General features: G+C 73.5%; 22 protein-coding genes. 13 read left to right on the forward strand and 9 right to left on the reverse strand.

The window, feature by feature from the left end; genetic code table 11:
• Window positions 1–30: 30 nt before the first annotated feature.
• Both ACQEVM_RS20585 and ACQEVM_RS20590 read right to left on the reverse strand, forming a co-directional pair.
• Window positions 31–2,688, reverse strand: coding sequence for a DUF6493 family protein (locus ACQEVM_RS20585; protein WP_433081126.1), 2,658 nt, complete (start codon window positions 2,686–2,688; stop codon window positions 31–33).
• Between the two features lie 55 nt (window positions 2,689–2,743).
• Window positions 2,744–3,652 carry an MBL fold metallo-hydrolase gene (locus ACQEVM_RS20590; RefSeq protein WP_433081128.1) on the reverse strand — a complete coding sequence of 303 codons (909 nt, stop codon included), beginning with the start codon at window positions 3,650–3,652 and terminating at the stop codon, window positions 2,744–2,746.
• 100 nt (window positions 3,653–3,752) lie between these two features.
• Between ACQEVM_RS20590 and ACQEVM_RS20595 the strand changes: the two genes are divergently transcribed.
• Complete coding sequence (locus ACQEVM_RS20595; protein WP_433081130.1) at window positions 3,753–4,676, forward strand: AraC family transcriptional regulator; 924 nt, start codon at window positions 3,753–3,755, stop codon at window positions 4,674–4,676.
• Between the two features lie 81 nt (window positions 4,677–4,757).
• Here ACQEVM_RS20595 and ACQEVM_RS20600 read toward each other — a convergent pair whose 3' ends face one another.
• Together ACQEVM_RS20600 and ACQEVM_RS20605 are read right to left on the reverse strand one after the other, a co-directional pair.
• Entirely contained in the window at window positions 4,758–5,114 is a 357-nt protein-coding gene (locus ACQEVM_RS20600; RefSeq protein ID WP_433081132.1) for a hypothetical protein, read from the reverse strand.
• A 286-nt stretch (window positions 5,115–5,400) separates the two neighbouring features.
• Window positions 5,401–5,880 carry a hypothetical protein gene (locus tag ACQEVM_RS20605; RefSeq protein ID WP_433081134.1) on the reverse strand — a complete coding sequence of 160 codons (480 nt, stop codon included), beginning with the start codon at window positions 5,878–5,880 and terminating at the stop codon, window positions 5,401–5,403.
• A gap of 519 nt (window positions 5,881–6,399) precedes the next feature.
• On the opposite strand from ACQEVM_RS20605, the gene ACQEVM_RS20610 reads away from it, so the two are divergent.
• From ACQEVM_RS20610 to ACQEVM_RS20635, 6 genes are all read left to right on the forward strand, one after another.
• The gene (locus tag ACQEVM_RS20610) at window positions 6,400–6,762 is read left to right on the forward strand and encodes a DUF6204 family protein (RefSeq protein WP_433081136.1); all 363 of its coding nucleotides are present in this window, start codon (window positions 6,400–6,402) and stop codon (window positions 6,760–6,762) included.
• A gap of 80 nt (window positions 6,763–6,842) precedes the next feature.
• A complete protein-coding gene (locus ACQEVM_RS20615; protein ID WP_433081138.1) occupies window positions 6,843–8,525 on the forward strand; it encodes an FAD-dependent monooxygenase in 1,683 nt (560 codons plus the stop codon).
• Between the two features lie 79 nt (window positions 8,526–8,604).
• Complete coding sequence (locus ACQEVM_RS20620; RefSeq protein ID WP_433081140.1) at window positions 8,605–9,435, forward strand: hypothetical protein; 831 nt, start codon at window positions 8,605–8,607, stop codon at window positions 9,433–9,435.
• 61 nt (window positions 9,436–9,496) lie between these two features.
• Window positions 9,497–10,051 carry a MepB family protein gene (locus ACQEVM_RS20625; RefSeq protein WP_433081142.1) on the forward strand — a complete coding sequence of 185 codons (555 nt, stop codon included), beginning with the start codon at window positions 9,497–9,499 and terminating at the stop codon, window positions 10,049–10,051.
• A 275-nt stretch (window positions 10,052–10,326) separates the two neighbouring features.
• The gene (locus tag ACQEVM_RS20630) at window positions 10,327–10,839 is read left to right on the forward strand and encodes a hypothetical protein (protein ID WP_433081144.1); all 513 of its coding nucleotides are present in this window, start codon (window positions 10,327–10,329) and stop codon (window positions 10,837–10,839) included.
• 246 nt (window positions 10,840–11,085) lie between these two features.
• Window positions 11,086–12,132, forward strand: a complete 1,047-nt coding sequence (locus ACQEVM_RS20635; protein ID WP_433081146.1) for a LacI family DNA-binding transcriptional regulator — start codon at window positions 11,086–11,088, stop codon at window positions 12,130–12,132.
• Between the two features lie 44 nt (window positions 12,133–12,176).
• Here the strand turns inward: ACQEVM_RS20635 and ACQEVM_RS20640 are convergent, their stop codons facing one another.
• Genes ACQEVM_RS20640 through ACQEVM_RS20650 form a run of 3 tightly spaced genes read right to left on the reverse strand, consistent with a single transcriptional unit; the run spans window position 12,177 to window position 14,964 of the window.
• Entirely contained in the window at window positions 12,177–13,061 is an 885-nt protein-coding gene (locus ACQEVM_RS20640; protein WP_433081148.1) for a hypothetical protein, read from the reverse strand.
• Complete coding sequence (locus tag ACQEVM_RS20645; protein WP_433081150.1) at window positions 13,058–13,714, reverse strand: response regulator; 657 nt, start codon at window positions 13,712–13,714, stop codon at window positions 13,058–13,060. The genes ACQEVM_RS20640 and ACQEVM_RS20645 overlap by 4 nt, the downstream gene beginning before the upstream one ends.
• Entirely contained in the window at window positions 13,702–14,964 is a 1,263-nt protein-coding gene (locus ACQEVM_RS20650) for a histidine kinase (protein WP_433081152.1), read from the reverse strand. Before ACQEVM_RS20650 ends, ACQEVM_RS20645 begins: the two co-directional genes overlap by 13 nt.
• A 176-nt stretch (window positions 14,965–15,140) precedes the next feature.
• Here ACQEVM_RS20650 and ACQEVM_RS20655 point away from each other — a divergent pair, with 176 nt between their 5' ends.
• A complete protein-coding gene (locus ACQEVM_RS20655) occupies window positions 15,141–15,587 on the forward strand; it encodes a hypothetical protein (protein WP_433081154.1) in 447 nt (148 codons plus the stop codon).
• A 113-nt stretch (window positions 15,588–15,700) separates the two neighbouring features.
• On the opposite strand, the gene ACQEVM_RS20660 is transcribed toward ACQEVM_RS20655, so the two are convergent.
• The gene (locus tag ACQEVM_RS20660) at window positions 15,701–16,114 is read right to left on the reverse strand and encodes an organic hydroperoxide resistance protein (protein WP_053680651.1); all 414 of its coding nucleotides are present in this window, start codon (window positions 16,112–16,114) and stop codon (window positions 15,701–15,703) included.
• 138 nt (window positions 16,115–16,252) lie between these two features.
• On the opposite strand from ACQEVM_RS20660, the gene ACQEVM_RS20665 reads away from it, so the two are divergent.
• The gene (locus ACQEVM_RS20665) at window positions 16,253–16,813 is read left to right on the forward strand and encodes a MarR family winged helix-turn-helix transcriptional regulator (protein ID WP_433081157.1); all 561 of its coding nucleotides are present in this window, start codon (window positions 16,253–16,255) and stop codon (window positions 16,811–16,813) included.
• Between the two features lie 49 nt (window positions 16,814–16,862).
• Here the strand turns inward: ACQEVM_RS20665 and ACQEVM_RS20670 are convergent, their stop codons facing one another.
• A complete protein-coding gene (locus ACQEVM_RS20670; RefSeq protein ID WP_433081159.1) occupies window positions 16,863–17,312 on the reverse strand; it encodes a MarR family winged helix-turn-helix transcriptional regulator in 450 nt (149 codons plus the stop codon).
• Between the two features lie 137 nt (window positions 17,313–17,449).
• Between ACQEVM_RS20670 and ACQEVM_RS20675 the strand changes: the two genes are divergently transcribed.
• From ACQEVM_RS20675 to ACQEVM_RS20690, 4 genes are all read left to right on the forward strand, one after another.
• Entirely contained in the window at window positions 17,450–18,955 is a 1,506-nt protein-coding gene (locus ACQEVM_RS20675) for an MFS transporter (protein ID WP_433081161.1), read from the forward strand.
• Window positions 18,956–19,245: 290 nt separating this feature from the next.
• Window positions 19,246–20,103, forward strand: a complete 858-nt coding sequence (locus ACQEVM_RS20680; RefSeq protein WP_433081163.1) for a DUF4132 domain-containing protein — start codon at window positions 19,246–19,248, stop codon at window positions 20,101–20,103.
• Window positions 20,100–25,061, forward strand: coding sequence for a DNA-binding protein (locus tag ACQEVM_RS20685; protein ID WP_433081165.1), 4,962 nt, complete (start codon window positions 20,100–20,102; stop codon window positions 25,059–25,061). Before ACQEVM_RS20680 ends, ACQEVM_RS20685 begins: the two co-directional genes overlap by 4 nt.
• Before the next feature lie 178 nt (window positions 25,062–25,239).
• Window positions 25,240–26,394, forward strand: a complete 1,155-nt coding sequence (locus ACQEVM_RS20690; protein WP_433081167.1) for an ATP-binding protein — start codon at window positions 25,240–25,242, stop codon at window positions 26,392–26,394.
• The last annotated feature ends 2 nt before the right edge of the window (window positions 26,395–26,396 follow it).

The following is a 26,396-nucleotide window of genomic DNA, read 5'->3' on the forward strand; positions in this document are numbered from 1 at the left end:
GGTGCCCCCGGGCTCCCGGGCGCAGGCCGGCTACGCGGCGGCCACGGCCAGGGCCGTGCGCAGGCGACGGGCCTGCGCGACCAGCCGGGAGGAACCGGGGCGGGACGCCTGCGCGGCCAGGCCCTCGGGGTCCGGGGAGGCCACCTTGCAGCGCTCCACGCAGTCGGCGGCGACGGCCAGCAGTTCGCCGGTGCCGGGCGGGGCCGGATCCTGCGCCAGGAGGGCGGGGATCGCCCCCGCGAGCAGGGTCCAGGTGGTGGCGTACGCACCGGTCGCGGCGGCCGTGCGCGCGGAGTCGGCGAGCCGGTTCGCCTTCACGGTCCCCAGGCCGACGAGTTCGGCCAGGTCCCGCCCGATCAGCGGCAGGTCCGACTCGCCCCGCGCCGCGAGGACGAGCAGGGCGTCGACGGCGCCGAGCCGGTCCTCGGCATGGCGGGAGCCGAGACCGGTGGCCACGGCGAGGTGCAGTACGGGGCCGGCCGGGCCGCCCAGCTCGGCGAGGCCCGGGAGCAGCGCGCCGGGGCCGCGTTCCTCGCCGGTGGCGCCGGCCGTGAGGTCGGGGAGCAGCCAGGCGGCCTGGGTCTCGCGGTCCTCCGGCAGCACCATGCGCTCCGCCTGTGTGTCGCCGTGCCAGTGCCAACAGCGGCGTCCGTGGTCGTCGACCGGGCGGCCGAGCCTGCGGAACGCGGGCGGGAACTCCTTCTGCAGAACGAGTCGTTCGCGGGTGTCGATGACGATCCTTCGCACCGCCCCGCACGTCCGCCCCCACCACGGGTGGGCGGCCTTCGGGTCGGGTCCCTGGGTGCGGCGCAGCAGCCTCGGGGGCTCGCCGGCCGTGGTGAGCCATGCGGCGAGGCGCTCGCCGGGACGGGTTGCGAGGGCGGTCGCGGCCGCCGCGACGGCGGGGTCGCGGCGGACCCGGAGCAGCGCCTGGGCGAAGTCCGCCTCCGCGGGCTCCAAGCCGAGCCGGCGGTACGCGCCGAGCCGCTCCACCAGTTCGTCCGGTTCGATCGTTCCGGTCTCCCAGGTGGGCGTGGCGAGCAGGAACGGCAGCGGGGTGGTCACCATGCGGTGGGCGACCTCCCTCAGCCGGGCGGCGATCACCGCCCGCAGGGCGACGTGCACGCAGGGGTCGTGGAAGCCGCGGGAGTGCGGACGCGTGCCCGGCAGCAGTTCATCCGGGGTGAACCGCCCCAGGACCGCCGCGGCCACCAGCTCCACCCCGTGCGGCCCGCCGTTCTCGACCGCCGGGTTCGGCGGCGCGCCGCGGCCGGCCAGGACCGGTGCGAGAGCCTCGACCAGGGCCGCCCGGTCTCGGTGGGCGTGGCGGACGAGACCGTCCAACGCCGTCTCGAACTCGGCGGCGTCCGGACTTCGGGATCCGATCAGCGCGGCGACCAGCTCGACGGTCTCGGCGACGGTCCGCGGGGTGGCCGCAGCGCGGCGACGGAGGGGCGGCGGGGGCAGGATCTCCTCGTACGGCTCCTCCTCGGCCGCCGCGGCGACCCCGAGGTGCCCTGCGGCGACGAGCCGGTTGCCGGGGCTCAGCAGATCGCTCCGCAGGGCGAGTTCGGCGCGGAGTTGGCCGTCGTGCGGCCGCAGGTGCGCGGCGACGAGCCCGAGCGCCCGCTCCTGGAGCGCGGTGTCCTCGTGCCCGAAGGCGTGGGCGACGGCCGGCAGCAGCCGGTGGCGGTCGTCGGGCGCGCGGCGCAGCGCCTTCCCCAACAGGATGAGTTGGGCACGGGCCAGCTTCTTCTCCGGGCGGAAGAGCACCGCGGCCGACATCTCCGCGAGCCTCTCGGCCGGCAGTTCACCGGCCACGGTCAGGCGCGCGAGCACCTGCTGCGCGTGTCCGGCGAGGGCGGACGGCCCGTCGGCGGCCATGGCGATCCAGTCGGCGGTCCGGGTGCGCTCCTCGTCCGGGGTGAGGGCGAGTCGTTCCAGGAGGATCAGGTAGAAGCGCAGTTGGTTCGGTCGGCCGCCGCGCAGGAGCCGCGAGACACATCCGTCGATCAGCTCCTCGCGCCCGATGATCCCCTCCTGCGCCAGGGCGGCCAGCTCGGCAGGCCAGTGGTTCGAGGATCGCGGGTGGGCGTACCAGAGCAGGGCGTTGGGGGGCTCGGCCGTCTCGAAGAGGCGGGGCACGAGGTCGCGCACGAACGGATCGCGGCGCAGGGACGCCGACAGCGGGAGGCGGGTGCCGCCCGGTCCGTGCGGACCCAGGGACCGGACCCAGCCGGAGACGAACGCGTCGGTGGTGGGGACGGGGCAGCCGGCGAGCCGGACCAGTTCCCGGATCAGGGGGAAGTCGGCCTCGGCCGTCGCGGCCCGGGCCGCGAGGCGGTGGGCGACGTCGCCCAGCCACCCCGGGTCCCGGTCGGCGAGCAGTTCGAGGATCAGCGCGGCGGGGGGCTCCCGCCAGTCGCGCAGTTCCCGGGAGCCGATCCAGGCAGCCGCGGCGGCGGCCCCGGTGTGGCAGCCGGCCCCCGCGACGAGCAGTCCGCCGCGAATCCGGTCGCGTTCGGAGCCGCGGTCCCAGCCCCACCCCCGGACCTCCCGGCGCAACGCGGTGAGTTCGCCGAGGACGGTACGCCGTTCGGCCGGGGTGAGGGGCCCCAGCAGTCGGGGGAGGCGCTCGGTGCGACCTGCGCGCACCGCGTCGAGGACGTCGTTCATCGGGTGGGTCATGGGCGAAACGCTAGGTCCGGGGACTGACATCACCGGCGGGCACCCGCCGGCGGCCTCACTCGAAATCCGCCCAGGCGCCCAGGGTGAAACCGGCGCCCTGCCGTCGCACCTCCACCGCGCCACCACCGCCGAAGTGGGCGGGAACGACCAACTCGTTCCGGTCCGCGGCCCGTTCGAGGATCCGGCGACGGCTGGCCGCGGCCTGCCCGGCGTCCATGCAGAAGCAGCTGTTCCAGGAGGGTTCCAGTATCTGCACGGGGCTGTGCAGGAGGTCCCCGACGAAGACCGCCCTGTCCCGCCCCGAGGCCAGCCGCAGCACGGAGGAGCCGGGGGTGTGACCGGGGGCGGGCTCCAGCACGAGGTTCTCGTCGATGCGGTGGGAGCCTTCCCAGAGGACGGCCTGGCCCGACCGGTGGAGGGGCGCGATGCTGTCCTCGTAGATCAGCCGGTCATCCGCCCGCAGGCCCCGGGCGTACCCGTTGTCGGGGCCGAAGTGGAAGTCGTCGGCCGCGGGGACGAGGTATCGCGCGTTGGGGAAGGCCGGGGCCCACTCCCCCGAGGCGTCGACGGTGTTGCCACCCACGTGGTCGGCGTGCACGTGGGTGTTGACGACGAGGTCCACGTCCTGCGGCCGGACACCGGCCCGGGCCAGTGCGCCGAGGAGGTCGTCCTGCCTGTGGTGGAACGCGGGCGCGCCGGGTCGCTCGCGCATGCTTCCCACGCCGGTGTCGACCAGGATGGTCCGACCGGCGCTGCGCAGGACCCAGGTCTGGAGCGCGACCGTGACCCGGTCGGTCCGCGGGTCCCAGTGGTCCGGGGACAGCCAGTGCGCGTTCTCCTTCCACACCTCGGTCCCGGAATCCGGGACGACGTCGAGGGCGGACGCGAAGGCCCCTTGCCATTCGACGACCCGGAGGACCTCGACGTCGCCCAGTACGATGCCCTGCTCGCTCTCGCTCTTCATGATCACGATCCTAGGAGGGCTCGTTGAGGCGCTCAATGCTCCTCGCGCTCATGTGGATACGCGGGGCTCTCACCACTGACGCGCGGACTACGCTGGCGTCATGGATGTGGTGAGCGACGCGATCTCGACCGTCCGGACGGGGCGGCCCTCCTCCAACCGGGTGCGGGTGAGCGGTGGTTGGGCGACCCGTCTGGCTCCCTACGAGGGCGCCGGATTCCACGTCGTCCTGGAGGGGGCGTGCCTCCTGCTCCCGGAGGGCGGGGAAGCGGTGCGGTTGGGAACGGGCGACGCGGTACTGCTCCCGCACGGCACGGGGCACCTCATCGCCGACGTCGGGGCCGACGCGGCGAGCCTGGAGCGGGCGGTGCCCTTCGAGGACTGGCGGACGGATGGCGTCCCGGCACCCCACCCGTCGTCCGAGGCCGGGGCGGTGGAGTTGTTGTGCGGCAAGTACCGGTTGGACCGCAGCCGGGTCCACCCCCTCATGCGGGAGCTGCCGACCGTGGTGCACCTGCCGAACCGGGTGGGCAGTCATCCCGAACTCCGGTCCGCCATCGATCTGTTGGGGGGAGAGTTGAGTGGCCGACGGCCGGGCGCGGGGATCGCCGTGCCCAGTCTGCTCGACCTGCTGCTCGTCTACATGATCCGCTCGTGGATGGTCGAGGACGGTGCGGGGGTGTGGTCGGCGGCGCTCGGCGACCCGGTGACGGCCATCGCGCTGCGGGCCCTGCACGCGGACCCGGCCGCCCCGTGGACCAACGAGAGTCTGGCCGCCGAGGCCGGGGTGTCGCGCCCCACGCTGGCCCGCAGGTTCACCGCCCTGGTGGGACGGCCGCCGATGGCCTACCTGACCTGGTGGCGGCTGACCTCCGCCGCCGCCCTGCTCCGCGACACCCCGGACTCGTTGGCTGCCATCGCCCGCCGGGTGGGGTACGGAACTCCGTACGCCTTCTCGCACGCCTTCAACCGGGAGTTCGGCACGACTCCGGGTCGCTACCGGGAGGACGCCGCGGCGCCGGCGTGACGGCGGGCCGGTTCCGGGTGCGGTCCCGCCGCCAGGACGATACGGCGGGATCGTTCCCGGAGCCGGTCGGTCGCGCGTCGCTCAGATGGTCACGCAGATGCCGTCCTCGATGCTGCGGCCGTCGCGTTCGAGGCCGCCGCACACGAGGCTCGCACCCGCCTGCTCGTAGCCGACCTCCCAACGGCGGGAGGCGGCGTTCACCCGGGAGCTGTGGTAGTTGCCCCAGTAGGCGCGCAGGGTGCCGGACAGGCCGTCCTTCGTCTGCACGGTGATGTCCTGCACGAATCGGTTGTGGTGCGCGGTGTGGACGCAGATGTAGGTGCCGCAGTGCGAATCGACCCGTCGGGCGGCGGCTGCGTCGGAGGGTGCGGCGGTCAGGAACGCGAGGGCGGCGGTCACGGCGATGGTGGCGGCGATGCGGCGCGGGGTGGTGTGCACGAGGGGGCCTTCTCATGGTCGGCGACAAGGGAAAGCACGGGAACACGAGGACGTCGCCCCGGGTGCCCGCTGGAAAGGTGATCACCCATGGGTCTAGTCCCCGGAACCCCCCGCACGACACGGCGCCACACCCGAACTCACCTGTTCGAGTGGCGGAGTTCACTGCTGAAACGGCACTGCACGGGCGGGACGCCGTATGGACGGAACCCCCGCGCGAACGGGGCCCGGCGGCGGTGCGGGTCGCCGGGCCCCGTCGGATCAGGACAATCGGATCAGTACAGACGGATCAGCGCAGGTCGAAACTGACCGACGTGGCCTTGTCGTTCATGCCGTCACCGACGTACGCGTTGTAGCCGTGATAGGTCTGACTGGCGCCCCGGAAATCCCGGTGCTCCCACAGGGTGATCGGGCAGGTGATGCCCTGGGCCGAGCTGACGGTGTCGTTCCAACCCCACTTGCCGAGGTCGTTGAACTCCGGGTAGCGCCAGTTGCAACCGACACTGCCGCGGAAGGTGAACTCGCTGCCGCCCGAGTTGGCGTCGCTCCATATCCTGCCGAGGTCCTTGTACTCGGCCTGGCCGCCCAGTTCTGCGGCCTCGGCCCTGGTCGCGAAACAGCCGCCCTCGCCCGTGTCGACGACGAGGGTGCAGTACGTGGGAGCCTTCGGGGCCGGCGACCGCTCCGCGGCGACGGCCGGGTTCACGCCGGCGGCCGTCACCACGAGTGCGGTGGCACCGAGAGCGAGAGCCGTTCGGATCATGCGCATGGATTCTCCTCCATCACATTGAGAGCGCGTTCAGTACGCGAATCGCCCTGAAGCGCGACATGACTCAACAAGGCGTCATGTGGGGTGGTCGAGGGCACGAAGGTGCCGCCGGCAAGATCCGGGCACCCGGCGACGGTCCCTCGGCACCGCGCGGCCGGCTCGTTCGTGTCGGCCGATCGCACGCCGACGTCGCAGGACGGCCCGCGATCGATCCGCGAGGGCGTTGTGGGGAGAGTGGGGCCGGCCGAATCGGCTTCCGCCGGGACGAACGGATGCCGATGCGCCGATTGTCCCGTTCGCCGCGACGGGACGGCGCGGAACGCGCCGGCAGGGCGGAGCCCCGGCAGCCCGGCGGCCCGCACGATCGTCGAACCGTGAGACATCGGTCACCCGACCGGTGCGGCGGACCCTCCACGCGGCCCCCGCACCCCGGGAACCCGGAGCGCCCCGCTCCCGAAAGGCCACCCCGGGATCCGAAACCCCGGTGCGCCCGCCACGTCCCCCACCTAGGCTGACGCGATGACCACCCGAACCTTCCGCATCACCGTCCGAGGCTCCTTCGTCCGGCTCACCGACGAGCAGCGCGCGGCACTGCTGGCCGCCGCCCCGGAGCACGACCTGCTGCGCGCGGGCTTCACCCCCGAGGGACACCTCACGTACGAGATCACGGCGCGGGACTCCTATACGTTCCGCTTCCTGGATTCGGGCGAGGCCGAAGAGGACATCCACGACGCCACCGCACGCGCCGAGCTGGCCGCCGAGGCCTGGCTGTCCGAGCGCGGCTACGCCTTCAAGCACTTCAGGACCCGCGCCGAGGACATGACCCTGGCCCCCTTGAGCAAGCGCCAGCGTCAGGCGGCCGCCGGCACGGACACCGACTGACGGGCGGGAGCCCGCCCCGGGCGGGTTCGCCGACGGTACGGGGCGGGGAGCGGTGGCCGGGCTCCCGCCGTCGGGCCACCATGGAGGGGACCTGCTTCCTCGAGGGGGACTCGGCCGGGGAGTCACCAGTGGCGCACACCGACGGACACACGGACGTACTGGTCGTGGGCGCGGGCCCGGTGGGTCTGACCGCGGCCGCGGAGCTGCGGCGGCGCGGGGTGAGGTGTCGTCTCGTGGACCGGCTCCCGGCGAGGCTGCCGTACGCGAAGGCGGTCGGCATCCAGCCCCGCACCCTGGAACTCTGGGATCGGGCGGGCCTCGTCCGCGCCGTGCTGGAGGCGGCCGTCCCGATGCGCGGGCAGCTCACGTACGTCAACGGCGTCGAGCAGCCCCGCCTCGACCTGAAACTGCCGCCCGAGGTGCCGTACGGGTTCGCCGCGCTCCCCCAGAACGAGACCGAGCGGATCCTGGAGGAGTTCCTGAACCGGTTCGGGACCGCCATCGAGCGGAACAGGGAGCTGGTGTCGTTCACCCAGGACGCCGACGGGGTCACCAGCCGGCTGCTGGACGTCGTGACCGGCGCCGAGGAGGAGGTCCGCTCCCGGTTCCTGGTGGGCTGCGACGGGGCGCACAGCGTCGTCCGCAAGGGGCTCGGGCTCGGCTTCGCGGGGGGCGCGTTCCCCGAGGAGTACATGTTGGCCGACGTCGAGGTCGACTGGAGCCTTCCCCACGGCTACGGGGTGCGGGCCATGCACCGTGACGACGGGGGCGCCGTGGACGACGTACTGGTGTGCATCCCGCTTCCCGGCGTCCGCCGCTACCGCGTGTCGATGTCGGTGCCGGCCGAGCTCTCGTCCGCGGCCGCGCAGACCGGCGACGGGATCGCACACGGGCTGGAAGGCGGCCGTGCTCCGGAACTCGCACACATTCAGGCGGTGTTGGACCGCATGTCGCCGCAGCCGACCGTGGCGTCGACCATGCGCTGGTCCTCGGTGTTCCGCATCAGCCACCGAATCGTCGACCGATACTCCGACGGGCGGGTCTTCGTCGCCGGCGACGCCGCGCACATCCATCCGCCGACCGGCGCGCAGGGCATGAACACCGGGATCCAGGACGCCTGGAACCTGGCGTGGAAGCTCGCCGCGGCCGTCGCAGGCGCCACCCGTCCGCCGCTGTTGGACAGCTACGACGCGGAGCGGCGGCCGGTGGGCACGGAGGTCGTCGGCCGCACCGTACGGCACGCCGCCGAGGGGGTGCAGGCCGATCCGGGCGACCCGGCGACGGTGATGATGCGCCAGGCCCAACTGCTCGTCGACTACCGCGGCAGCCCCATCGTGGGACGAGCCGAGCGCGACGGGACGGCCGGCCCGCAACCGGGCGATCGGGCACCGGACTGCGGCGGCCTCGCCACGGCCGTCGCCGCCTACCCGCTGCGTCTGTACGACGTGCTGAGGGGCCGGGATCACGTGTGCGTGCTGTACCTCACGGGCCCGAACACCGGCGCCATGACCGAACTCGCCACCCTCGCCGCGGACTTCCCGGCAGGTCGGCCGACCGTCTGCGCCGTCCTCGCGGACGGCGTCCCGGCCGACGACCTCCCCCTGCCGGCGTACCGCGACGAACGGGGTGAGTTCGCCCGGCTCTACGGGGCCCGTGAGTCGACGCTGTTCGTGGTGCGACCGGACGGCCACCTGGGGGCCCGCCTCACCCTGCCGGCCGGGAAGGCGCTGGTCAGCCACCTTCAGGGGATCCTCGGGAGCTGAGGGTGGGCCCGTGTGGGAGGGCCGCCCGGCGTACTGCACAATCAGGTTTCCGGTACGAGCCTTCGGGGGGCGACAGCACATGCGTGGGGTGGGGAAGAACAACGGGGTCGGACGCGCGGCGGCCGTCGTCATGGGCACGGCCCTGCTGTTCGGGAGCGCCGCGTGCGGCGGATCCGGCGAGACGGACGGGGACGGGTCGGGCGGGAAGGCGAAGGCCGCCGCGTCGGGCGCCGGCCCGCGGGCGACCGGCGGCGCGACGCCCGCCGGAGGCACCGCCACCGCGTCCGCGCCGGACGGAACCCCGAGCCCGGCCGGTACCGCCGGACCGGACGCGGAACGGCTCAAGGGCCTGGTGTTGGCGTTGGGAGAGAAGGCCGGTCCGTACGAGGCCGACCTGGCACTGCTCGACGAGCCGTTCGACGAGATCTACGACGCCTCTCCGGCGGTCTGCCAACCCCTCACGGGCCTCGGCCGGGCGGGTCACACGGCGCAGGCCTACGTGCCGGTCAGCGTGCCGGACGAGGTCTTGGGCGTGGACACCGACGTGCAGTTGCGCTCGTACAAGGACGCGGGCGCGGCCGGTTCGGTCATGAAGTCACTGGCCGAAGCGGGCAGGCGGTGCGCCGCCGGCTACACCGAGGAGCGCACCGTCGTCGACGCGAAGGTGCTTCGAGTGGAGCCGGTGCCGGCGCCGAAGCTGGGGGACGAGGCGCAGGCCTATCGGATCGTCGTGCAGGACGTGAAGGACAAGAACGCGTCCCTGTACACGTATCTGACGCTGGTTCGGTCCGACGCGGTCACCCTGTCCTTCCGTTCCGAGATGCTCGGCGTGGACGACTTCGGCGGGGTGCCCGGGGAGATCGTCACCGCGCAGTGGGAGAAGTTCTCCCGGGGCGTGGCCGCGCGGTAGCGCCCGACGTGCGGGGTCGGGCCCCCGGGCCGGTGTCACCGGCGGGTGGCAGGATCGGGGCATGACCGCTCACCGCGAAACACCCGCTCACCCCTGGCACGACCCGACCACCGCCCCCGTACCGGAGGGACTCGTCGCGGCGAAGTCCCTGGTCTACGACCCGTGCGGGTTCGACTGCCCGTTGCCCGTCGCCGAGGAGGAGAGCGCGGACTACGAGGCGTACGCGCTCTCCGTGGACGGCCGCTCGGTCAGGTTCCGGGCCGCCAGGACGACACCGACCAAGGTGGGTCAGTTCGTCACGGTGTGGCAACGGTCCGAGGAGGGACCGATCCGGCCCTTCGACACGGGCGACGGGGTCGACCTGATCGTCATCGACAGCCGGGACGGGGCGAACCACGGGCAGTTCGTCTTCCCGTGGTCCGTGCTCCGCGCGCGGGACGTCGTGTCCCGGGACGGCGTCGGCGGGAAGCGGGGAATTCGCGTCTATCCGCCGTGGGCGGTGCCGACCAGTCGACAGGCCGAACGCACCCGGGCCTGGCAGCTGGAGCACTTCCTCGCGCTGCCCGAGGACGGCTCGGTCGACCTGGACCGGGCGCGGGCGCTCTACCGCGCCTGAACGGATGCGGCGGGCGCATCGGGGCCCGGGGGGCGGTGCCCGGCCGGTTCCTCCAGCCGGCGCTCGCCCCGGTCGACACGACGGGCCGACGGCGGGACGATGGAGGCATCTCGTGAGATCACCCGGGTCGGCGCCGGTGAGGTGCAGGCCGTGCGAGGGTGCGGGTCGGGGCCAGGATCCCGCTCGAAGAGGTCCGCTCGGCGGACCCGCCTCTCGGGGCTCGGCGACATTCGGCTGCCGGGCTGCCCGTGATCTCCTCGACGAGAGGAGAAACGATGAATCGGCGTATGCGAATGGCCGTGGTCGCCCCTGTGGGAGTGTCCATGCTGGCGTTGGGGTCGGCGGCGCTCGTGGCCGCCCCGGCGCAAGCGGCGGTGCCTTCCGCCACGTGTACCGTGACGGCCAACACCGTCGCCAGCAACCGGGTGGACGTCAAGGGAAACGGCTTCAAACCGGCCGTCGACGTACTCGTGTTGTCCAGGAACGGCAACAAGCAGATCCGGACCAGCGCGGACGGCACGTTCAAGCTGATCGCCCAGAAGGCCGGCAGCTCGTTCTCCGTGAAGGAAGGGAACAAGGGCAGGACCCAGTGCGGCACCGTCAAGCAGGCCGAACAGAAGGACACCGAGGACCAGTTCAAGAAGGGCTTCACCCAGGGCTTCAGCGCCACGAAGGACCTGTGCAAGAAGCCGAACGCGAACCAGAACCTCCAGGCTGTCGACCCGAACTTCGAGAAGGGCTTCAACGCGGGCGTGACGGCCGCGCTGAATTCGAAGTTCTGCAAGTAGCGGCGGCAAGCCGCACGCAGTGAGTCCGGGGCACAGCGGCTTCAGCGCCCCCCGCACCCTGCCCGGCGATCCCGGGGCCGCGGTCCCGACGGCCGGACGCCCGTCCCTCAATCCCTCCTGCGACGCCTCCTCGGCACCGCCCCGTACGACCTGAATTCGCCGGGAGCGCCCTCGCGCTCCCGGCGGTACGGGTTAGCCTGCTGCCCGGCGAGGCAACCGCCCGCGGTCACGCATGAGGGAGCGTACGTGCCCGAACAGCAACGCGTTCCCGTCAACCGACCGACGCTGGAGGTCGTGGCCGCGCGGGCGGGGGTGTCCAGAGCCACCGCGTCGCGCGTCGTCAACGGCGGGGACGGGGTCCGCTCGCACCTGGTGGACCGGGTCCGCAAGGCCGTCCTGGAACTGGGCTACGTCCCCAATCCGGCGGCGCGCACGTTGGTCACCCGCCGGACCGGTGCGGTGGCCGTGATCATCGCCGAACCGGAGGTCCGGATCTTCTCCGACCCCTTCTTCTCCCGCCAGGTGCGCGGGATCAGCAAGGAACTCACGGAACAGGACAAGCAGTTGGTCCTGCTCCTCGTGGAGGATCGCGGGGACTACGACCGGATCGAGCGGTACCTGGCCGGCGGGCACGTCGACGGCGCCCTGGCCTTCTCCCTGCACACCGACGACCCGCTCCCCGACATCACCCGGCGTATCGGCATGCCCACGGTCTACGGCGGGCGTCCGGGCTGGACGGCCCGATCCGGGGACCTCGGCGTCGTGTACGTCGACGCCGACAACCGCGGGGGCGCGCGGGAGGCCGTACGCCATCTGCTCTCCCTCGGGCGGCGCCACATCGCGCACATCGCGGGCCCCCTCGACCAGACGTCGGCGGCCGACCGGCTCTACGGCTATCGGGACGTACTGCGCGACGCCGACCCCGCGCTGACCGCCGAGGGGGACTTCACCTCGGCGGGCGGAGCCCGTGCGATGCGGCAGTTGTTGGACCGCCGTCCGGCGCTCGACGCGGTGTTCGCGGCGAACGACCTGATGGCCACGGGGGCACTCGCCGTGCTGCGCGAAAGCGGCCGGTCGGTGCCCGGGGACGTGGCGCTCGTGGGCTTCGACGACACCGAGTTGGTGGCGGAGGCGGCCGATCCGCCGCTCACCACGGTGCGCCAGGACGTGGAGGGAATGGGCCGGCTGATGGCCCGTCTCCTGCTGGACACCCTGAACCGCGCCGGGGCGGCTCCCGAAACCCCGCGCCCGGTGATCACCCCGACCGTCCTCGTGCGCCGCGCCTCGGCCTGATTCCTCGGAGGGCCGGCAACGATGCCTCCGAGGCGCGGACTTGGTCACCGGTCCGGAGTCGAGGGCTCCTCCGGTGCCGAGGGGTCCGGGGCGCCGGCGTACCCGGCATGGGCCCGGCCCGATGCGGCGGACAGCGTCAGGGTGCCCGAGGCGGCCGGATCGCGCAGGGCCCCGTCCACTTCGCAACGGCCGACGCCCGCCTCGCAGTCGACCCGGAAGCGGGTGGCGGTCGGGAAGATGAGGTCCACCCGGCCGGAGCCCGCGCGGGCGGTCACCTGCTCCGGCGGGGTCAGGAAGGCGGCCGTGGCACGGCCGGAGCCCACCCGGAGTTCGGCTCGGGGGGAGGTGAGGGCGGTGGCGTCCAGTTGCCCGGATCCGACGCGGGCGCGTACCGGGCCGCGCAGCCCGGTGAGGTGGAGGGCGCCGGAGTCGACGTCCGCGTCGACGGCGCCGCCCAGGCCGCCGATGTCCACCCGGCCGGAGCCCGCGGTCACCTTGATCGGGATGTCGGCGGGCACGGTCACGAACAGCCGCACGGAGCAGCCCAGGCCGGGAAGGCCCGAGTCGCCGGTGCCGCCGGGACAGTGCGGGGTGAGCCGCAGGGTGTCCCCGAGCAGGCTCTCCTCGATGGTGGGTCGTCGGAACGACCAGCCGAGGTCCGCCCGGTAGGAGACCTGCCGGTCCGCGCGCGGGGTGACGGTGACGTCGTAACCGCCCGCCACGATCTCCAGCGCGGTCACCGGTCGACCGGCGCTGCTCCCGGACGTGCTCCCCTGCCGCGTGTTCGCGTACGTCCACGCCTGCCAGGCGGCGGGAATCACCACGAGCACGGCGCCGAGCCACGCGGCGGCGAGCCATGCCGTGCGCCGGCCCGCCCGCGGCGCGGCCGTCCCGGTCCCCACGGTGCCGGTCGCGGCGGTGTCGGTCACGACGTGCCGTCCAGGAAGCGCAGGACGGCGAGGACCCGGCGGTGGGCGCCGTCGGCCGGCGGCAGGTCGAGCTTGGCGAAGATGTTGTTGATGTGCTTGGCCACCGCGCTCTCGCTCACCACGAGTTCGGCGGCGATCCCGGCGTTGGACTTCCCCTCGGCCATCAGGGCCAGGACGTCCCGTTCGCGGGGGGTGAGCCGCTCCAGTGGGTCCGTGCCCCCGCCGCGGCGGAGGAGGAGTTGGGCGACGACCTGTGGGTCGAGTGCCGTGCCACCGGCCGCGACCCGGCGCAGCGCGGAGACGAACTCCTCGACGTCGGCGACGCGTTGCTTGAGGAGGTAGCCGAGGCCCGTGCCGCCCTGGGTGGTCAGCAGTTCGGCCGCGTAGCGTTCCTCGACGTACTGGGAGAGGAGCAACACGGCGGTGTCGGGGTGTCGGCGGCGGATCACGAGCGCGGCACGGACGCCTTCGTCGGTGAAGTCGGGCGGCATCCGCACGTCGACCAGGGCGAGGTCCGGCTTGTGTTCCTCGACGGCCGCGAGCAGGGCCTCGCCGTCGTCGACCTCGGCCGCGACCTCGAATCCGGCCATGTCGAGGAGTTTGACGAGTCCTATGCGAAGAAGGACGGAGTCCTCGGCGATCACAGCACGCACGGCAGCTCCACGGTGACGACGGTCGGGCCCCCGGGAGGGCTTTCGATCATGATGGTTCCCTCGACGGACCCTATGCGTTTGCGCAGTCCGGTCAGGCCGGTCCCGCCCGCCGGGTCGGCTCCACCCACCCCGTCGTCGGTGACGACGACGCGCAGCAGGTCTTCCCGACGCCCCGGAACCCGGCGGATCCGCACGGAACAGTGGGTGGCACGGGCGTGCTTGGCGACGTTGGCGAGCGACTCGGACACCACGAAGTAGGCGACGGCCTCGATGGTCGACCCGGGGCGCACGGCGACGTCCACCGCCAGCTCGACGGGGAGCGGGGCGCGGGCCGCGATCCCGGAGAGCGCGGCGTCGAGCCCGCGGTCCTCCAGCACGGCCGGGTGCAGGCCCCGTACCAGGCTGTTGAGTTCCTCGATGGCCTCCTTCGCCTCGCGGTGCGCCTCGTCGATGACGGCCCTGGCCTCGGGCGGCAGATCGGTCAGGGTGGCGCGGGCGATGCCGAGGTTCATGGCGAGGGACACCAGGCGCTGTTGGGCTCCGTCGTGCAGGTCCCTTTCGATGCGCCGACGTTCGAGGTCGGCGGCGTCCAGGACGCCCGCCCGGCTCTCGGCCAGGTCCTCGACCCTGCGCAGCAACTCCCCCGAGCGGCTGGGCCCGAGCAGTGCGGCGCCCGCGAGCAGGTCCAGTCGGGCGAGGAGCGCCGCCCACCACGGTGCGGCGAGCAACAGCAGGGCCCCGGCGACCGTGAGGGTGTCGTACGAACTCGACACGCCCTGCCCGAACTCCGGGTCGTCGGTGGGCAGCATCCAGGACCAGGCGTACACGGAGGCGCAGGCGAAGCCGCCGATCCAGAGGAGGACCAGCACGGCTCCCCCGAGGGCCGCGGCCGGGCCGGCCAGCAGGTGGTAGCCGTACTGGCGCCAGGTCGACCCGGACGTCAGCCGTTCGGCGAGGCCGCGCGCGGTGTGCCGGGGGTGTGCGCGGGCGACCTCCGGCACGTCCCGGTCCGCCAACGTACGGAAGCGGCTGCGTTGGAGCCGAGTGAGGAGGGGACCGCAGGCGAGGGCGAGGAGGAGCGGGACGGCGCTGCGTGGCCACGCCCACAGGAAGACCACGCCGAGCAGGACGGGCAGGGCGGGTGGGATCGCGGCCGCGCAGAAGGCGGTGTTGCGGCGGGCCCACGCCGACCACGGTGTGTGCGCGGCGATGCAGGTGTACGTACGCCTCAACGCGCCGCGAAATGCCATGGGTCGTACGTTAATCGCATGTCAGGGGGTGTTCGACCACCCTGGTGCCCGCCCCGGGGTGTACCTGGCACCACCCCCGGTTCGGACGGTGGAGCTACTGATCTTCCGCGCTCCGGGCACGAGAGTCGTGGAGTGCCCGGCGGACGGACCGTCGGGTCGGAAGGAGTTCCGCACCCATGGCCCTCGTCTCCCCGCAGCGCGTCGCACCCCGTCCCCCGACCGGACGGGCGGCGGCAGGACGGGTCCGCCGGGCCGACGTCCGCGTCCCGCGCCTTTCGACGGTGCTCTCGGGCGCCGGGCTGGTACTGGTCCCGTGGATGGTGGTGTTGGCGAAGACGGTGCCGCACACGACCGAGGTGTCGTACTGGTCCACCGCGTGGATCGGACTGGACGCGATGCTGGTGGCCGGTCTGGCCGGTACGGGTGCGCTGCTGCGCAGGGGCGATCCCCGGGTGTCGGCGGTGGCGGGGGCGACGGCCGCCCTGCTGGTGATGGACGCATGGTTCGACGTCACCACCTCGGCCGGCACGAGCGGCCAGGGGGTGGCACTGGCGCTCGCCGCGGTGGCGGAACTGCCGCTGGCCGCGGTCTGCGCGGTCGTTGCGGTTCGTCGGCCGGCGTGAGCGGGGACGTGGGCGAGGGACGTGGGTGAGGGGCGTGGGTGCACACGTCTGCGGCGCCCCTCGGGAGGGGCGCCGCAGGCGGTCGGGTGGCGCGGGCGGCGGCGCCGGTCGGGCTACTCGACGACGAGCTCGACGGGGATGTTGCCGCGGGTGGCCTTGGAGTAGGGGCAGACCTGGTGGGCCTGCTCGACCAGCGCGGCGCCGGTCGCACCGGCGAGGGACTCGGGGAGTTCCACGCGCAGGGTGACGGCGAGGGCGAAGCCGCCGTCGGTGTCCTTGCCGATGGAGGTCTCCGCGGTCACGGACACCTCGCTGGTGTCGACCTTGGCCTGGCGGCCGACGAGACCGAGGGCGCTGGCGAAGCAGGCGGCGTAGCCGGCGGCGAAGAGCTGCTCGGGGTTGGTGCCCTGGCCGTTGCCACCGAGCGCCGGGGGCATGGCCAGCGCGAGGTCGATCTGACCGTCGGAGCTGACGGCGCGGCCCTCGCGGCCGTTGGCGGTGGCGACAGCGGTGTACAGCGCGTCCATCGGGGGGTCCTCTCGGAGGGGTGGATCGGTGCGGCCGTCGTCCGACCGCTCCATCAATAAAGCACACACTTGAGTTGCGCGCAAATTGGTTGTGCACAACTGAATCGCCGGCAAGGGTTTCCGGGTACACTGGCCGACATGACCGAGCAGCAGCCAGACACCCCCGGCGAGCCGGACTTCCTCCGCCTGGACGGGCAGATCTGCTTCGCGCTCAACGCCGCGAGCCGCGCGTTCGGCGGTCTGTACCGGGTCGTCCTGAAGGACCTGGGCCTGACCTACCCGCAGTACCTCGTGATGCTCGTCCTCTGGGAACACGGCACGACGCCCGTCAAGCAGCTCGGGGAGCACCTGCGACTCGACTCCGGCACCCTGTCGCCGCTGCTCAAGCGACTGGAGGCGGCCGGCCTGATCCGACGGGAGCGGAGCACCGAGGACGAGCGCTCCGTGCACGCGATACTCACCGACGAGGGCGCCGCACTGCGCGCCCGGGCGGTGGCGGTACCCCGCCGGATCGCCGCCGCCACCGGGTTCGAGCTCGGCGAGATACGTGACCTCCAGGCACGCCTGAGCCGACTGACCGAGGCACTCGACACGGCGACCGCGAGCGACACGATCGCCGGCGGGGTGAAGCGCACCGCGGACGGCGCGGACACGGCGAACGCCGGTACCGCCGGAAACACGGACGCCCCGGGGGCCTGAGCACCCGGGGCCTCGGATCGACCCCGGCCGTCAGGCCGGGATCCTTCGATCAGGCGTCCTTCTCCAGCGTGGGGCGCAGGCGCTCCAGCAGGGTGTGGAGCGTCGCCCTCTCCGCCTCGTCCAGCACGTCCAACGCGCCGTGCGTGGCCTGCATCTCCTCGCGCACACGGCGAATGGTCTCGCGCCCCGCGTCGGTGGCCACCACGTTCTTCACCCGGCGGTCCGCCGGGGACGGCTCGCGCCGCACCAGCTCCCGAGCCTCCAGCCGATCCACGATGCCCGTGACGTTCGACGCGTCGCAGGCGAGCAGGGCGGCAAGCCCGCGCATCGGCACCGGACCCTCCAGCTGGGCCAGGACCTTGGCCTGCGTGGACGTGAGCCCGTGTCGGGCGGCGGCGGTGGCGAAGTCGCGCCACTGGGCGGTGCCGATGGCAGCCAACAGTTCCAGCAGTTGCAGTTTGGTGGGGCCCTGCGAGGTGGCCGCGGCGGTGGCGCTCATGGAGCGAGCGTACGCCCACAAGCTTCATATTATCAACCTTTTACTTGACCACCTTAACTATTGCCGTCTACCTTCATCCAAGTACTTGAGGACATCAAACATCTGCGATCTGAAGCATTGAGAAGGTCCCGCCAACCATGAGCACCGCCGCATCCGCCCCCGCCGTCGCCAGGCCCCGGAACGAGACGGTCATCGTCTTCGCCCTCAGCCTCGCCGCCATGGTCGTGTCGATGATGCAGACCCTGCCCGTTCCGATCCTGGGTCTGATCCGCACCGACCTCGGCACCTCGACCGCCAACGTCAGCTGGGTCACCACGGCGACCCTGCTGTCCGCCGCCGTCTTCACCCCACTGCTCGGCCGCTTCGGCGACCAGCACGGCAAGAAGCCCACGCTGGTGGCCGTACTCGGCGTCATGGTCGCGGGATCCGTCATCGCCGCGCTCGCGACGTCGCTTCCGCTGCTGATCCTCGGCCGGGTCCTCCAGGGCGCGGCCACCGCGATCTTCCCGCTGGCCCTGTCCGTCCTGCGCGAAGAGGTCCGGCCCCAGAAGCTGCCGGGCGCCATGGCGCTGGTCAGCGGCACGCTCGCGTTCGGCAGTGGTCTCGCGCTGGTCGCCACCGGCCTGCTCACCTCCGGGTCCGACGCCGACTACCGCAACGCCTTCTGGATGGCGACCGGCTTCGCGACCCTGGCCCTGCTGGCCGTCGTCTTCCTGGTCCCGGCCACCCGCCACAAGACCGGCGGCCGTACGGACTTCCTCGGCGCGCTGACCCTGGGCATCGCCCTCCTGCTGCTCCTGCTGCCCATATCGCAGGGCCACGAGTGGGGTTGGGCCTCCGCTCGGACGCTCGGCAGCTTCGCCGGCGCCGCCGTCATGACGGCCGTGTGGGTCCTGGTGGAGCGCAAGGTGCGCGAACCCCTGGTGGACATGCGGATGTTCGTCCACCGCCCCGTCCTGATGGCCAACCTGGCGGGCATCCTCGTGGGCTTCGGCATGTTCGCGAACTTCCTGGGCGTCTCCTACCTGGTGCAGATGCCGAAGGCCCTGACCGGGTACGGCTTCGACGCGTCCATCCTGCGGGCCTCCGTCCAGTTCCTGCTTCCCGGTGCGATCGTCTCGCTGCTGGCCTCCCCCGTCGGCGGACAGCTGGTGCGCCACCGCGGGCCCCGTGTCGCCCTGGGTCTGGCCGCCGTGCTCGGCGCCGTCGGCTTCGGCTGGTTGGCACTGGACCACGCGCACACCTTCTCGGTGATCGGCGCCGGTCTCGTCGTCGGCGCGGCGGTCAGCTTCGGGTACGCGGCCATGCCGGCCGTGATCATGTCGAGCGTCCCGCACCACCAGAGCGGCATCGCCAACGGCATCAACTCGATCTCGCGCTCCACCGGCAGTGCGATCGGCAGTGCCATCGTCACCACCATCCTGGCCTCGAAGACCATCGAGCACCTTCCGGCCGGCGTTCCCGCACTGCCCGCCGAGTCCGGTTTCACCCTCACCTTCGGGATCGGGGCCGTCGCCTTCGCCCTGGTCGCGCTGATCAGTTGGCTCGGCCTGCGCTCCGGCCACGGCCCCCGGGTGGAGGAGCCCGTCGCGTCGAGCGGGGCTCCGCTCCTGAAGGCGGTGGAGACGGCCGACGCCGTCTGACCCCTCACCCGCCCCACCCCAACCGCCTCCGGTCCTTCGCGACCGGGGGCGGTTCTTCGTGTTCCCGTGCGGCGCGACCGCTTCCCGGACCGGCATCCGGCTCACCACAACGTCGAATTCAGGCCAACTGTCTCGAATATGCGGAAGGGCCCGCTCACCCACCGGTCCTGACCGCCGCGTTGTCAGTGGGCCTCGCTAGTCTCCCGACATACCGCAGCTCACAGGGCGTTGGCGCCTTCCTTCGGGCTGCGCGGAATCTGACGGGACAGGCAGAGGGGCAGGCACGGCTGATGGCTTGGCTGACGGCGGGTGAGGGCTACGAGATCGCCCTCGTGGAGGGGCGGGTCGTGGCCCGGGGATCGACGAAACGGCAGCTGAAGACACTGCCGAAGGCGCTGCGCGACCACCCCGAGGTGGACCGGCTGCGCCGGCTCTCCGAATGGCTCGATCGGCACGTGGTCGCGTGTGTCGCCCAGGTGGACGCCTGGATGGTGTCCTCGCTGCCGGTGCCGACCACGCTGCTGGCCCGGGTCTGGCCCGACGAGGCCTGGCAGGGAGCCCTGCGCGACCTGGCGATCGTCGCCGACGACGACCCCGACGAGGTGGGCTTCCTGCGCGACGCCACGGAGTCGGGCGAGTTGAAGGTGGTCAACCTCGACGGCGAGACCATACGGCTCTCCCCGCGCACCGTGACCCTGCCGCACCCGGTGCTGCTACCGGACCTGGACGACGTACGGGACTTCGCCGCCGAACTCGGCATCACCCAGCAGGTCGAGCAGATCCACCGCGCGACCTGGCAGAAGCCGACCGGGCTCGCCGCGAACGCGACCGAGGTACGGGACTACGCGGGCGGGGTGTTCCCCTCCCGGTTCAGCCTCGCGGCACGGGCCACCGGTCTCGGCTACAGGGTCTCCGGCGGCTACGCCACCTGCAAGGTGCGCGACGCCGGCGGCGCCGTGGAGGCGGCCGTGTGGATCGGCGAGCCGTACTGGGAGGACGAGTCGAGCACCGGCGGACTGAACTGGCACGACGCGGAGGGTCGGGCCGTGCCGCTCGCCGAGGTCGGACCGGTGGCCTGGTCCGAGGGGATGCGGATGGCCGCGGCACTGTACGCCGGGCGCAAGATCGAGGAGGGCGGGAACGCGTGAACACCAGGACCACCGACACCGACGGGGCCCGGGCGATGCTCGACGCGGGCGCCGTGCTGCCCGCCGACACCACCGGGGCGGGCGACTCCGCCGTCGAACTGACCGCGCGGGCCTACCGACACCCGGCCCTCGGGGACGACCGGGTCGTGATCCGGCTCGCCGCCGCCGAACTGGGCGCCGCGGAGGACCTCGCCGCCGGGTTCCTGGGCCTCGAAGCCGACGGCGAGCCGGCCGTGGTGGGTCTCGGCCGGCGACAGGCCCTCGGCTTCCCCGAGTGGGTGCTCGTGCACCACCCCGAGGACGGGCACCACGCGCTGGCCGTCGTACCGGAGTTGGACCGGGCCGCCCGTCAGGCGAAGACCAAGCCGAAGGCCGCCCTCGACGCCTGTCTGGAACTGGCGGGCCGGCTCGCCGTGTCCGTGCCGCACTTCCTGCCGGTCTTCCACGAGCAGGCCGCACGGCTCTTCCTGGCCGTCGAGAACACCACGTACGCCGCGCAGTTGTTCGGCAAGGCCCGCGCGAGCGAGGCCGAGTTCGGCCTGCCCGTGGACGAGGACCGGTTGGACGCCGTCTTCCTCGAATTCGCCCTGGCCGGCGCACTGCCGGTGAAGGTGCTGACCGGCTACGGCAAGGCGCTGGCGCTGCGGGTCACCCCCGCCGAGGCCTTCGACCGGTTCCGCAGGCTGTGCGTGCGCCGCACCGCGGGCGGGCTGCCCCCGTCCGCACAGGCCGCCGTCGAACTGCGCCGACTGGCCCGCGCCGCCGGTCTCACCGGCACCGAACCCGAGCAGGACTACCTCGCCGAGCTGTTGGCGCTGCCCGCCACCCTGCGGGCCGCCGCCGGCTGGTGGAAGGCCCACCGCCCGGCGTTGCTCGCGCTCGCCCGGCGCGTGCCCTCCGCACGGGGCACCCTGCTCGGACTGACCCCGCCCAGTGGCGGCGACGCGGGCGCCATGGCCGCGATGTGGCTGGAGCTGCTGGTCGACTCCGGCGCCACCGTCGGGCTGTCCGCCGCCGACGCGCCGGCCGAGGAGCGCTGCTCCGACGGCACGGCCGGCTGGCTGGAGCGCTTCCAGACCGCCCGGTACAGCGGTTGGGGCACCCCGCCCGCACTGCCGAACCTGCTCGAACTCGTCGAGCGGTCCGCGGAGCGACTGCGCGCGGAACTCGCCGCGCCGGAGCGCGAGACGGGGCTGCGCCTCGGCTTCGCGGACGTGGACCTCCTCGATCTGGTGCTCTCCCTGGACCTGCCGCTCACCGACCCGGACCCCAAGGACAACCGGACGCTGGGGCTCCAGGCCTGGGGCGAGCACACCACCCGGCGGGACCTGCGCGCGCTGTGCGCCGACGAGCGTTTCCGCCCGGTGATGTTCCGTTCCCTGAACGAGCTGGGGAGCCGGGCGACCGGACGCGGAGCCGTGCGCGCACTCGCCCTGTCCCCCGGGAGCAGCGCGCTGCTCGCCGACTGGGTCCGCGAGGTGGCCGCCTCCTCCACGGCGTCCGCACTGCCGGCGCTGCCCGCGGCGATCCGCTGGCTGACCTGGCTGCCGGCCGAGGCGCTGGCCCTGGCCCCCGAGGACGTCGCGAAGGCGGCGGCGCTCGACGTGGGCGGGATCCTCGCGCGGACGCTGCGCGGCGGACTGTTCGAGGAACTGACCTGGCCGGCCTGGGAGACGGCGGTGGCCGAACTACGGCCGAATCTCAAGGGGCGCCAGGGCCGGCGCGGCAGCGGGCTCACCGTCATGGACGCCTGGCCCCACCTGATCGTGGCCAACTCCACGCAGGTCCGCGTCGTCGACGCCGATTCGACGGTGCTCACCCACGACCTGCGGGTCCCGCGCGGCGACCACTACCGCCTCGGCTTCCACCACGTGGACGGCGACCTGCTGGTGTTCTGGGTCTCGTACGGCGGCGCCGTGGAGGGCTACTGGCTGAGCGCCCCGAACGACGTCCTCACCCTCGACCACCCGGGCTCCTACTGGTCGATCCGCAACGAGCAGGTCACCCTGCCGCTGCCCGGCGGCGGCAGGTTCACCGGTCACGGCGTCCTGCACGCGGGCGACACCGAGCTCCCTTCCGAGCGCCCGGTCCTGTCCGACGGGACCTCGTTCTGGGTGTGGGACTCGGGGAGCGAACCCGATGCGGCGGGATGGCACGAGTACGACCCCGCGAGCGGCGCCCTGGGTCGGCGTTCGCAGCCCGCCTTCCTCGCCGACGCCCTGCGCGGGCACCCGGAGGGCAGCAGCCTGCCGCAGCAGGCGGGCGCCAACTGGCTCCGGCCGACGCCCGCCGTGGAGGGTTCGGTGTTCGGCGCCCCCGTGGACGGCCTGCTCGGCTGGCGTGTCGTGCACGTTCCCGACCGGGGCTGGCACGGCTCGGACACCGGCGGTCGCTCGGTGACCGCGGTCGGCGGCCGCATGCCCCAGGGGGCGCTGAGCCTGCCCGGTGACGACCGGCTGCGCGTGCTGTCCAGCGACTGGCGCACGCTGACGCTCGCCGACCACGACGGGGTCGTCACCTCCCAGATCAGCTCCGACCACGACAACCCGGCCTACTCCACCGCCGCCGTGGACCTCCCGCCCCTCCCCTACTGGTACTGCCTGCGGGCCCGCGACGCCGAGGGCTCGGCCGCGCTGCGGACCGCCGACGCGGAGACCTGCGGCGCGCTGCTGAAGGCGGCCGGCGAGGCCGCCGACCAGAGCGAGCTGCCCGCGCTCGTCGGCGCGGCCCTGCCCCGGATCACCTCGCCCGAGCTGATCGGGGGCGTGGTCGACAAGCTGCGGGACGCCCTGCGGCAGCGGGCGTCGCTCGACAAGGTGGCCGCCGCCCTGAACCCGACCCCGGAGCGCGAGCCCGCGCCCCAGGTCGTGCGGGGCCCGTCCGACAAGCTGGTGGCCGAGGCGCTGGAGGGGCTCGTGGCCGGCGGGCACCACCGGTTCGGCGGGGACTCCGACGCCGCGTTCCGGTTCCTGCGGGAGCTGACCTCCGCCTCCGCCGACTCGGACGCGCGGGAGGTGCCCGGCCGGCTGCACTTCGACGTGCCGGGGCTGACGCGTACGGCGCTGCCCTGGACGGAACTGTTCCTCGACGGGGCCGCCGCCGTCGCCTACCGCGCGGTGGTCACCGGTGCCACGGACGCCCGGCGCGCGGGGCTGTGCGCGATGCTCGAAGAGGTGGTCGCGCTGGGCCTGGACTCCACCGAGGCGTCCGCCGGCCGGTGGCTTCGCGTCCTGGTCCACCTGGGCCGCAATCACACGACGCAGCCCGACGGTCGCGAGCGCGGGAAGTGGCATTCGACGGTGTTGCCGTTGGGTGGCGGGGCCCTGCTCGCCATCACCGGCGAGCACGGTGACTCCACCGACGAGGGCCGCGAGTTCACGGCCCTGCTGCACGACCCCAGCGGTCGGCTCGCGGTGCCGCAGCCGTACACCTCGCGCAGTCACGCCCCGCTCGGGGATCGGGGGCGCGGACCCGGTTGGCTCGCCGCGTTCCTCGGCGCGGCGGCCGAGCACGGCGCGGCGCCGTGGTTCACGGAGGCCGCCGAGGAGTTCGCCCGCCTGACCGGGGTCTCCGGGCCCGCGGCCCGGCTGGTGCTCGCCGGCCTTCCGGACATCGACACCTGGGACCGGAACTTCCTGCCGGCCGAACTGCGTGCGGCCATCGGGGTCAAGGCCGCGGACTCGGCGTACGCCCGCGACGACCTGCGCACCCTCGACATCGAGGTCCGGCGGGAGCTCGTGGCGGCGCTGCTGCCCGCCGAGCCGGCGCTGCTATGGAGCGAGGGTCCGGACGTGACGGCCGCCGCCGAGGTGTGGAACCGGCGGGTGGGTCGACGCACGCCCGTACCCGACTGGCTGCTCGTGGAGGCGACCCGCGCCGTCGGCGGCGGGTCGGGCCACGGCCACCGGTGGTCGGTGCACAGGGCACTGCCCGCGCTCCTCGACCCGACGGTGGCTCCGGAGCTGAACACCGATGTGGCGTGGGAGGTGCGGGAGAGCCAGATCTGGCCCCGCGAGCCGGCTGCGGCCCCGTTCACCTCCGCGGTGCTGACCCGGGCCATCGCCCTCTCCGGGTGGCTGGCGCACCGGCTGCCGGCGGGCGATCCGGTCCGGGCCGTGCTGCCGTCCGCGCTCACGGCGTTGCGCCGACGGCTGTCCGCGCCCGAGTTGCTGATCAGCGTCGACTTCCACCACAACCCCGCGGAGTTCCGCAAGGCGGCGGGCACGCCGACCGAGACGGGCGAGGGCTACGAGCGCTACGGCGCGGTGGTGCTGCCCGGCACGGCCGCGCACTGGTCGTATCCGGCGCTGCGGCCCGCGCTGCTGGACTCCACCGGTTCCGACCCGTACCTGCCGGCGCTGCGCGGCCCCGAGCAGCAGCCGTTCGCCGTGGAGGCGGCGCTGCGGCTCGTGCGGGACCCGGGCTTCGCGCGGCTCCTCGCCGATCCGGGGGCGCCGGCCGCGGGATCGGTGGACAAGGACGGGACCTGGTGGCCGCAGGACGCGGGCCGTTCGGTGCCGGACCTGGTGGCGGAGGTGAGCGACACGCACGGCCTGGGTGCGGACGCCGCCGTCCTCTACCTCGCGCTGCTCGCCATGCCGGATCCCACCGACCGCAACACGGCGCGCTGGACGGGCTGGAAGCCGGCCCGGTTGGCGGCGGCCCGCGCGGAACTGGGCGCCACCGACCTGGTGGTGACGGCGAGCCGCAGCCGCGCCGGACGCTCCCTGTTCCTGCCGGGCGGGTGGGCGGACGTGGCCTCCCCGACGCTGCCGGTGGAGCTGTGGAAGCTGCCCATGTACGGGACGGCCGCGGGACGCAACCCGGTCCTGGGAGTGCTCGTGCCCACCGAACCGGTAGCGGAGCTGTACCGGCGCGCGTGGGAACGGGTCCGCGAGGGCGACACGCCGCGCTTCGAGGAACTGAAGGTGAAGCGCACGACGCGACGCCGGAAGTGACGCCCTCCTGAACGGTCCGGGCCGGGGCCCTTCGCCCCGGCCCGGACCGGCCCACCGCTGCCGCGTCCCGGCTCGACCGCCCCGGGGAGCAGCCCACCCGTTCCCGTCCCGACCCGCGCGCCGTGCCGTGAGGCACCCCGCGCCCCCACTTCCTTCCCGCATCGCCCTAAGGACCCCGATGACCGTCACCGAACCGTCCGCCCCCGCCCGGCAGGTCATGCCCGCGGAGGAACGCCACGCCGCCGAACTCGCCTTCCTGGCCGCGCACGACACCGGGCCGCGCCCGCCCGGCTGGGCCCTCACCCCGCGCGCCGTCGTCACGTTCGTCTGCGGCAGCGAGGGCGCCGAACTGACCCTGCCCAAACGGCGCGCCGGACTGCCGAGCAAGCTGGTGATCGCGTCGAAGTTCGTCGGCGAACGCGCCCTGGTCGAACGGTGTGTGGTCACCCTCGCCGGCGAGCGGGGCCTGCTGCTCACCGGCGAGCCGGGCACCGCCAAGTCCATGCTGTCCGAGCTGCTCGCCGCCGCCGTGTCCGGCACCAGTGCCCTCACCGTGCAGGGCACGGCGGGCACCACCGAGGACGCCTTCCGGTACGGCTGGAACTACGCCCTGCTGCTGGCCCAGGGCCCCACCTCGCAGGCCCTGGTCGACTCCCCCGTGCTCGCCGCGATGCGCACGGGCCGGGTGGTGCGGGTCGAGGAGATCACCCGCTGCCTCCCGGAGGTACAGGACGCCCTGGTGTCGATCCTGTCCGACCGCCGGGTGAGCGTGCCCGAACTGACCTCGACCGAGGACGCGGTGGTGTCCGCCGCCCCCGGCTTCACCGTCATCGCCACCGCCAACCTCCGCGACCGCGGCGTCTCGGAGATGTCGGCCGCGCTGAAGCGGCGGTTCAACTTCGAGACGGTCGCGCCGATCGCGGACGCCGACGCCGAGGCCACGTTGATCCGGCGCCAGGCCGTCGCCGCGGTACAGCGTGCCGGAGCCGCGTTCGGCGTGGACGACGCGGTGCTGGACGCCCTCGTCACCGTCTTCCGGGACCTGCGCTCGGGGCGCAGCGCCGAGGGCTGGGACGTCGAGCGGCCCGGCACGGTCATGTCCACCGCCGAGGCCGTACAGGTGGCGGCCTCGCTGGGGGTCGCCGCAGCCTACCTGCCGGGCGGTGACGTCCTCGATCTGCTGCCGGGGCACCTGCTGGGTGTCGTCCGCAAGGACGACCCCGCCGACCACGGCCGGTTGTTGGGGTACTGGGACGGCCCGGTCCGTCGGCGTGCCGAGGACGGTTCGGCGATGTGGCGCCGTCTGTGGGACCTGCGCGGGAGCCTGCGGTGACG

The sequence above is a fragment of the Streptomyces sp. CA-243310 genome (assembly GCF_050936775.1).
In the GTDB taxonomy this organism is placed as follows: Bacteria; Actinomycetota; Actinomycetes; order Streptomycetales; family Streptomycetaceae; genus Streptomyces.

What these genes read in the sequence shown, in the direction of transcription:
- ACQEVM_RS20690 (WP_433081167.1), top strand. Translation starts at nt 25,240, where the DNA reads ATGACCGTCACCGAACCGTCCGCCCCCGCCCGGCAGGTCATGCCCGCG.
- ACQEVM_RS20585 (WP_433081126.1), bottom strand. Translation starts at nt 2,688, where the DNA reads ATGACCCACCCGATGAACGACGTCCTCGACGCGGTGCGCGCAGGTCGC.
- ACQEVM_RS20630 (WP_433081144.1), top strand. Translation starts at nt 10,327, where the DNA reads ATGAATCGGCGTATGCGAATGGCCGTGGTCGCCCCTGTGGGAGTGTCC.
- ACQEVM_RS20665 (WP_433081157.1), top strand. Translation starts at nt 16,253, where the DNA reads ATGACCGAGCAGCAGCCAGACACCCCCGGCGAGCCGGACTTCCTCCGC.
- ACQEVM_RS20605 (WP_433081134.1), bottom strand. Translation starts at nt 5,880, where the DNA reads ATGCGCATGATCCGAACGGCTCTCGCTCTCGGTGCCACCGCACTCGTG.
- ACQEVM_RS20620 (WP_433081140.1), top strand. Translation starts at nt 8,605, where the DNA reads ATGCGTGGGGTGGGGAAGAACAACGGGGTCGGACGCGCGGCGGCCGTC.
- ACQEVM_RS20615 (WP_433081138.1), top strand. Translation starts at nt 6,843, where the DNA reads ATGGAGGGGACCTGCTTCCTCGAGGGGGACTCGGCCGGGGAGTCACCA.
- ACQEVM_RS20595 (WP_433081130.1), top strand. Translation starts at nt 3,753, where the DNA reads ATGGATGTGGTGAGCGACGCGATCTCGACCGTCCGGACGGGGCGGCCC.
- ACQEVM_RS20675 (WP_433081161.1), top strand. Translation starts at nt 17,450, where the DNA reads ATGAGCACCGCCGCATCCGCCCCCGCCGTCGCCAGGCCCCGGAACGAG.
- ACQEVM_RS20660 (WP_053680651.1), bottom strand. Translation starts at nt 16,114, where the DNA reads ATGGACGCGCTGTACACCGCTGTCGCCACCGCCAACGGCCGCGAGGGC.
- ACQEVM_RS20590 (WP_433081128.1), bottom strand. Translation starts at nt 3,652, where the DNA reads ATGAAGAGCGAGAGCGAGCAGGGCATCGTACTGGGCGACGTCGAGGTC.
- ACQEVM_RS20655 (WP_433081154.1), top strand. Translation starts at nt 15,141, where the DNA reads ATGGCCCTCGTCTCCCCGCAGCGCGTCGCACCCCGTCCCCCGACCGGA.
- ACQEVM_RS20670 (WP_433081159.1), bottom strand. Translation starts at nt 17,312, where the DNA reads ATGAGCGCCACCGCCGCGGCCACCTCGCAGGGCCCCACCAAACTGCAA.
- ACQEVM_RS20680 (WP_433081163.1), top strand. Translation starts at nt 19,246, where the DNA reads ATGGCTTGGCTGACGGCGGGTGAGGGCTACGAGATCGCCCTCGTGGAG.
- ACQEVM_RS20625 (WP_433081142.1), top strand. Translation starts at nt 9,497, where the DNA reads ATGACCGCTCACCGCGAAACACCCGCTCACCCCTGGCACGACCCGACC.
- ACQEVM_RS20650 (WP_433081152.1), bottom strand. Translation starts at nt 14,964, where the DNA reads ATGGCATTTCGCGGCGCGTTGAGGCGTACGTACACCTGCATCGCCGCG.
- ACQEVM_RS20610 (WP_433081136.1), top strand. Translation starts at nt 6,400, where the DNA reads ATGACCACCCGAACCTTCCGCATCACCGTCCGAGGCTCCTTCGTCCGG.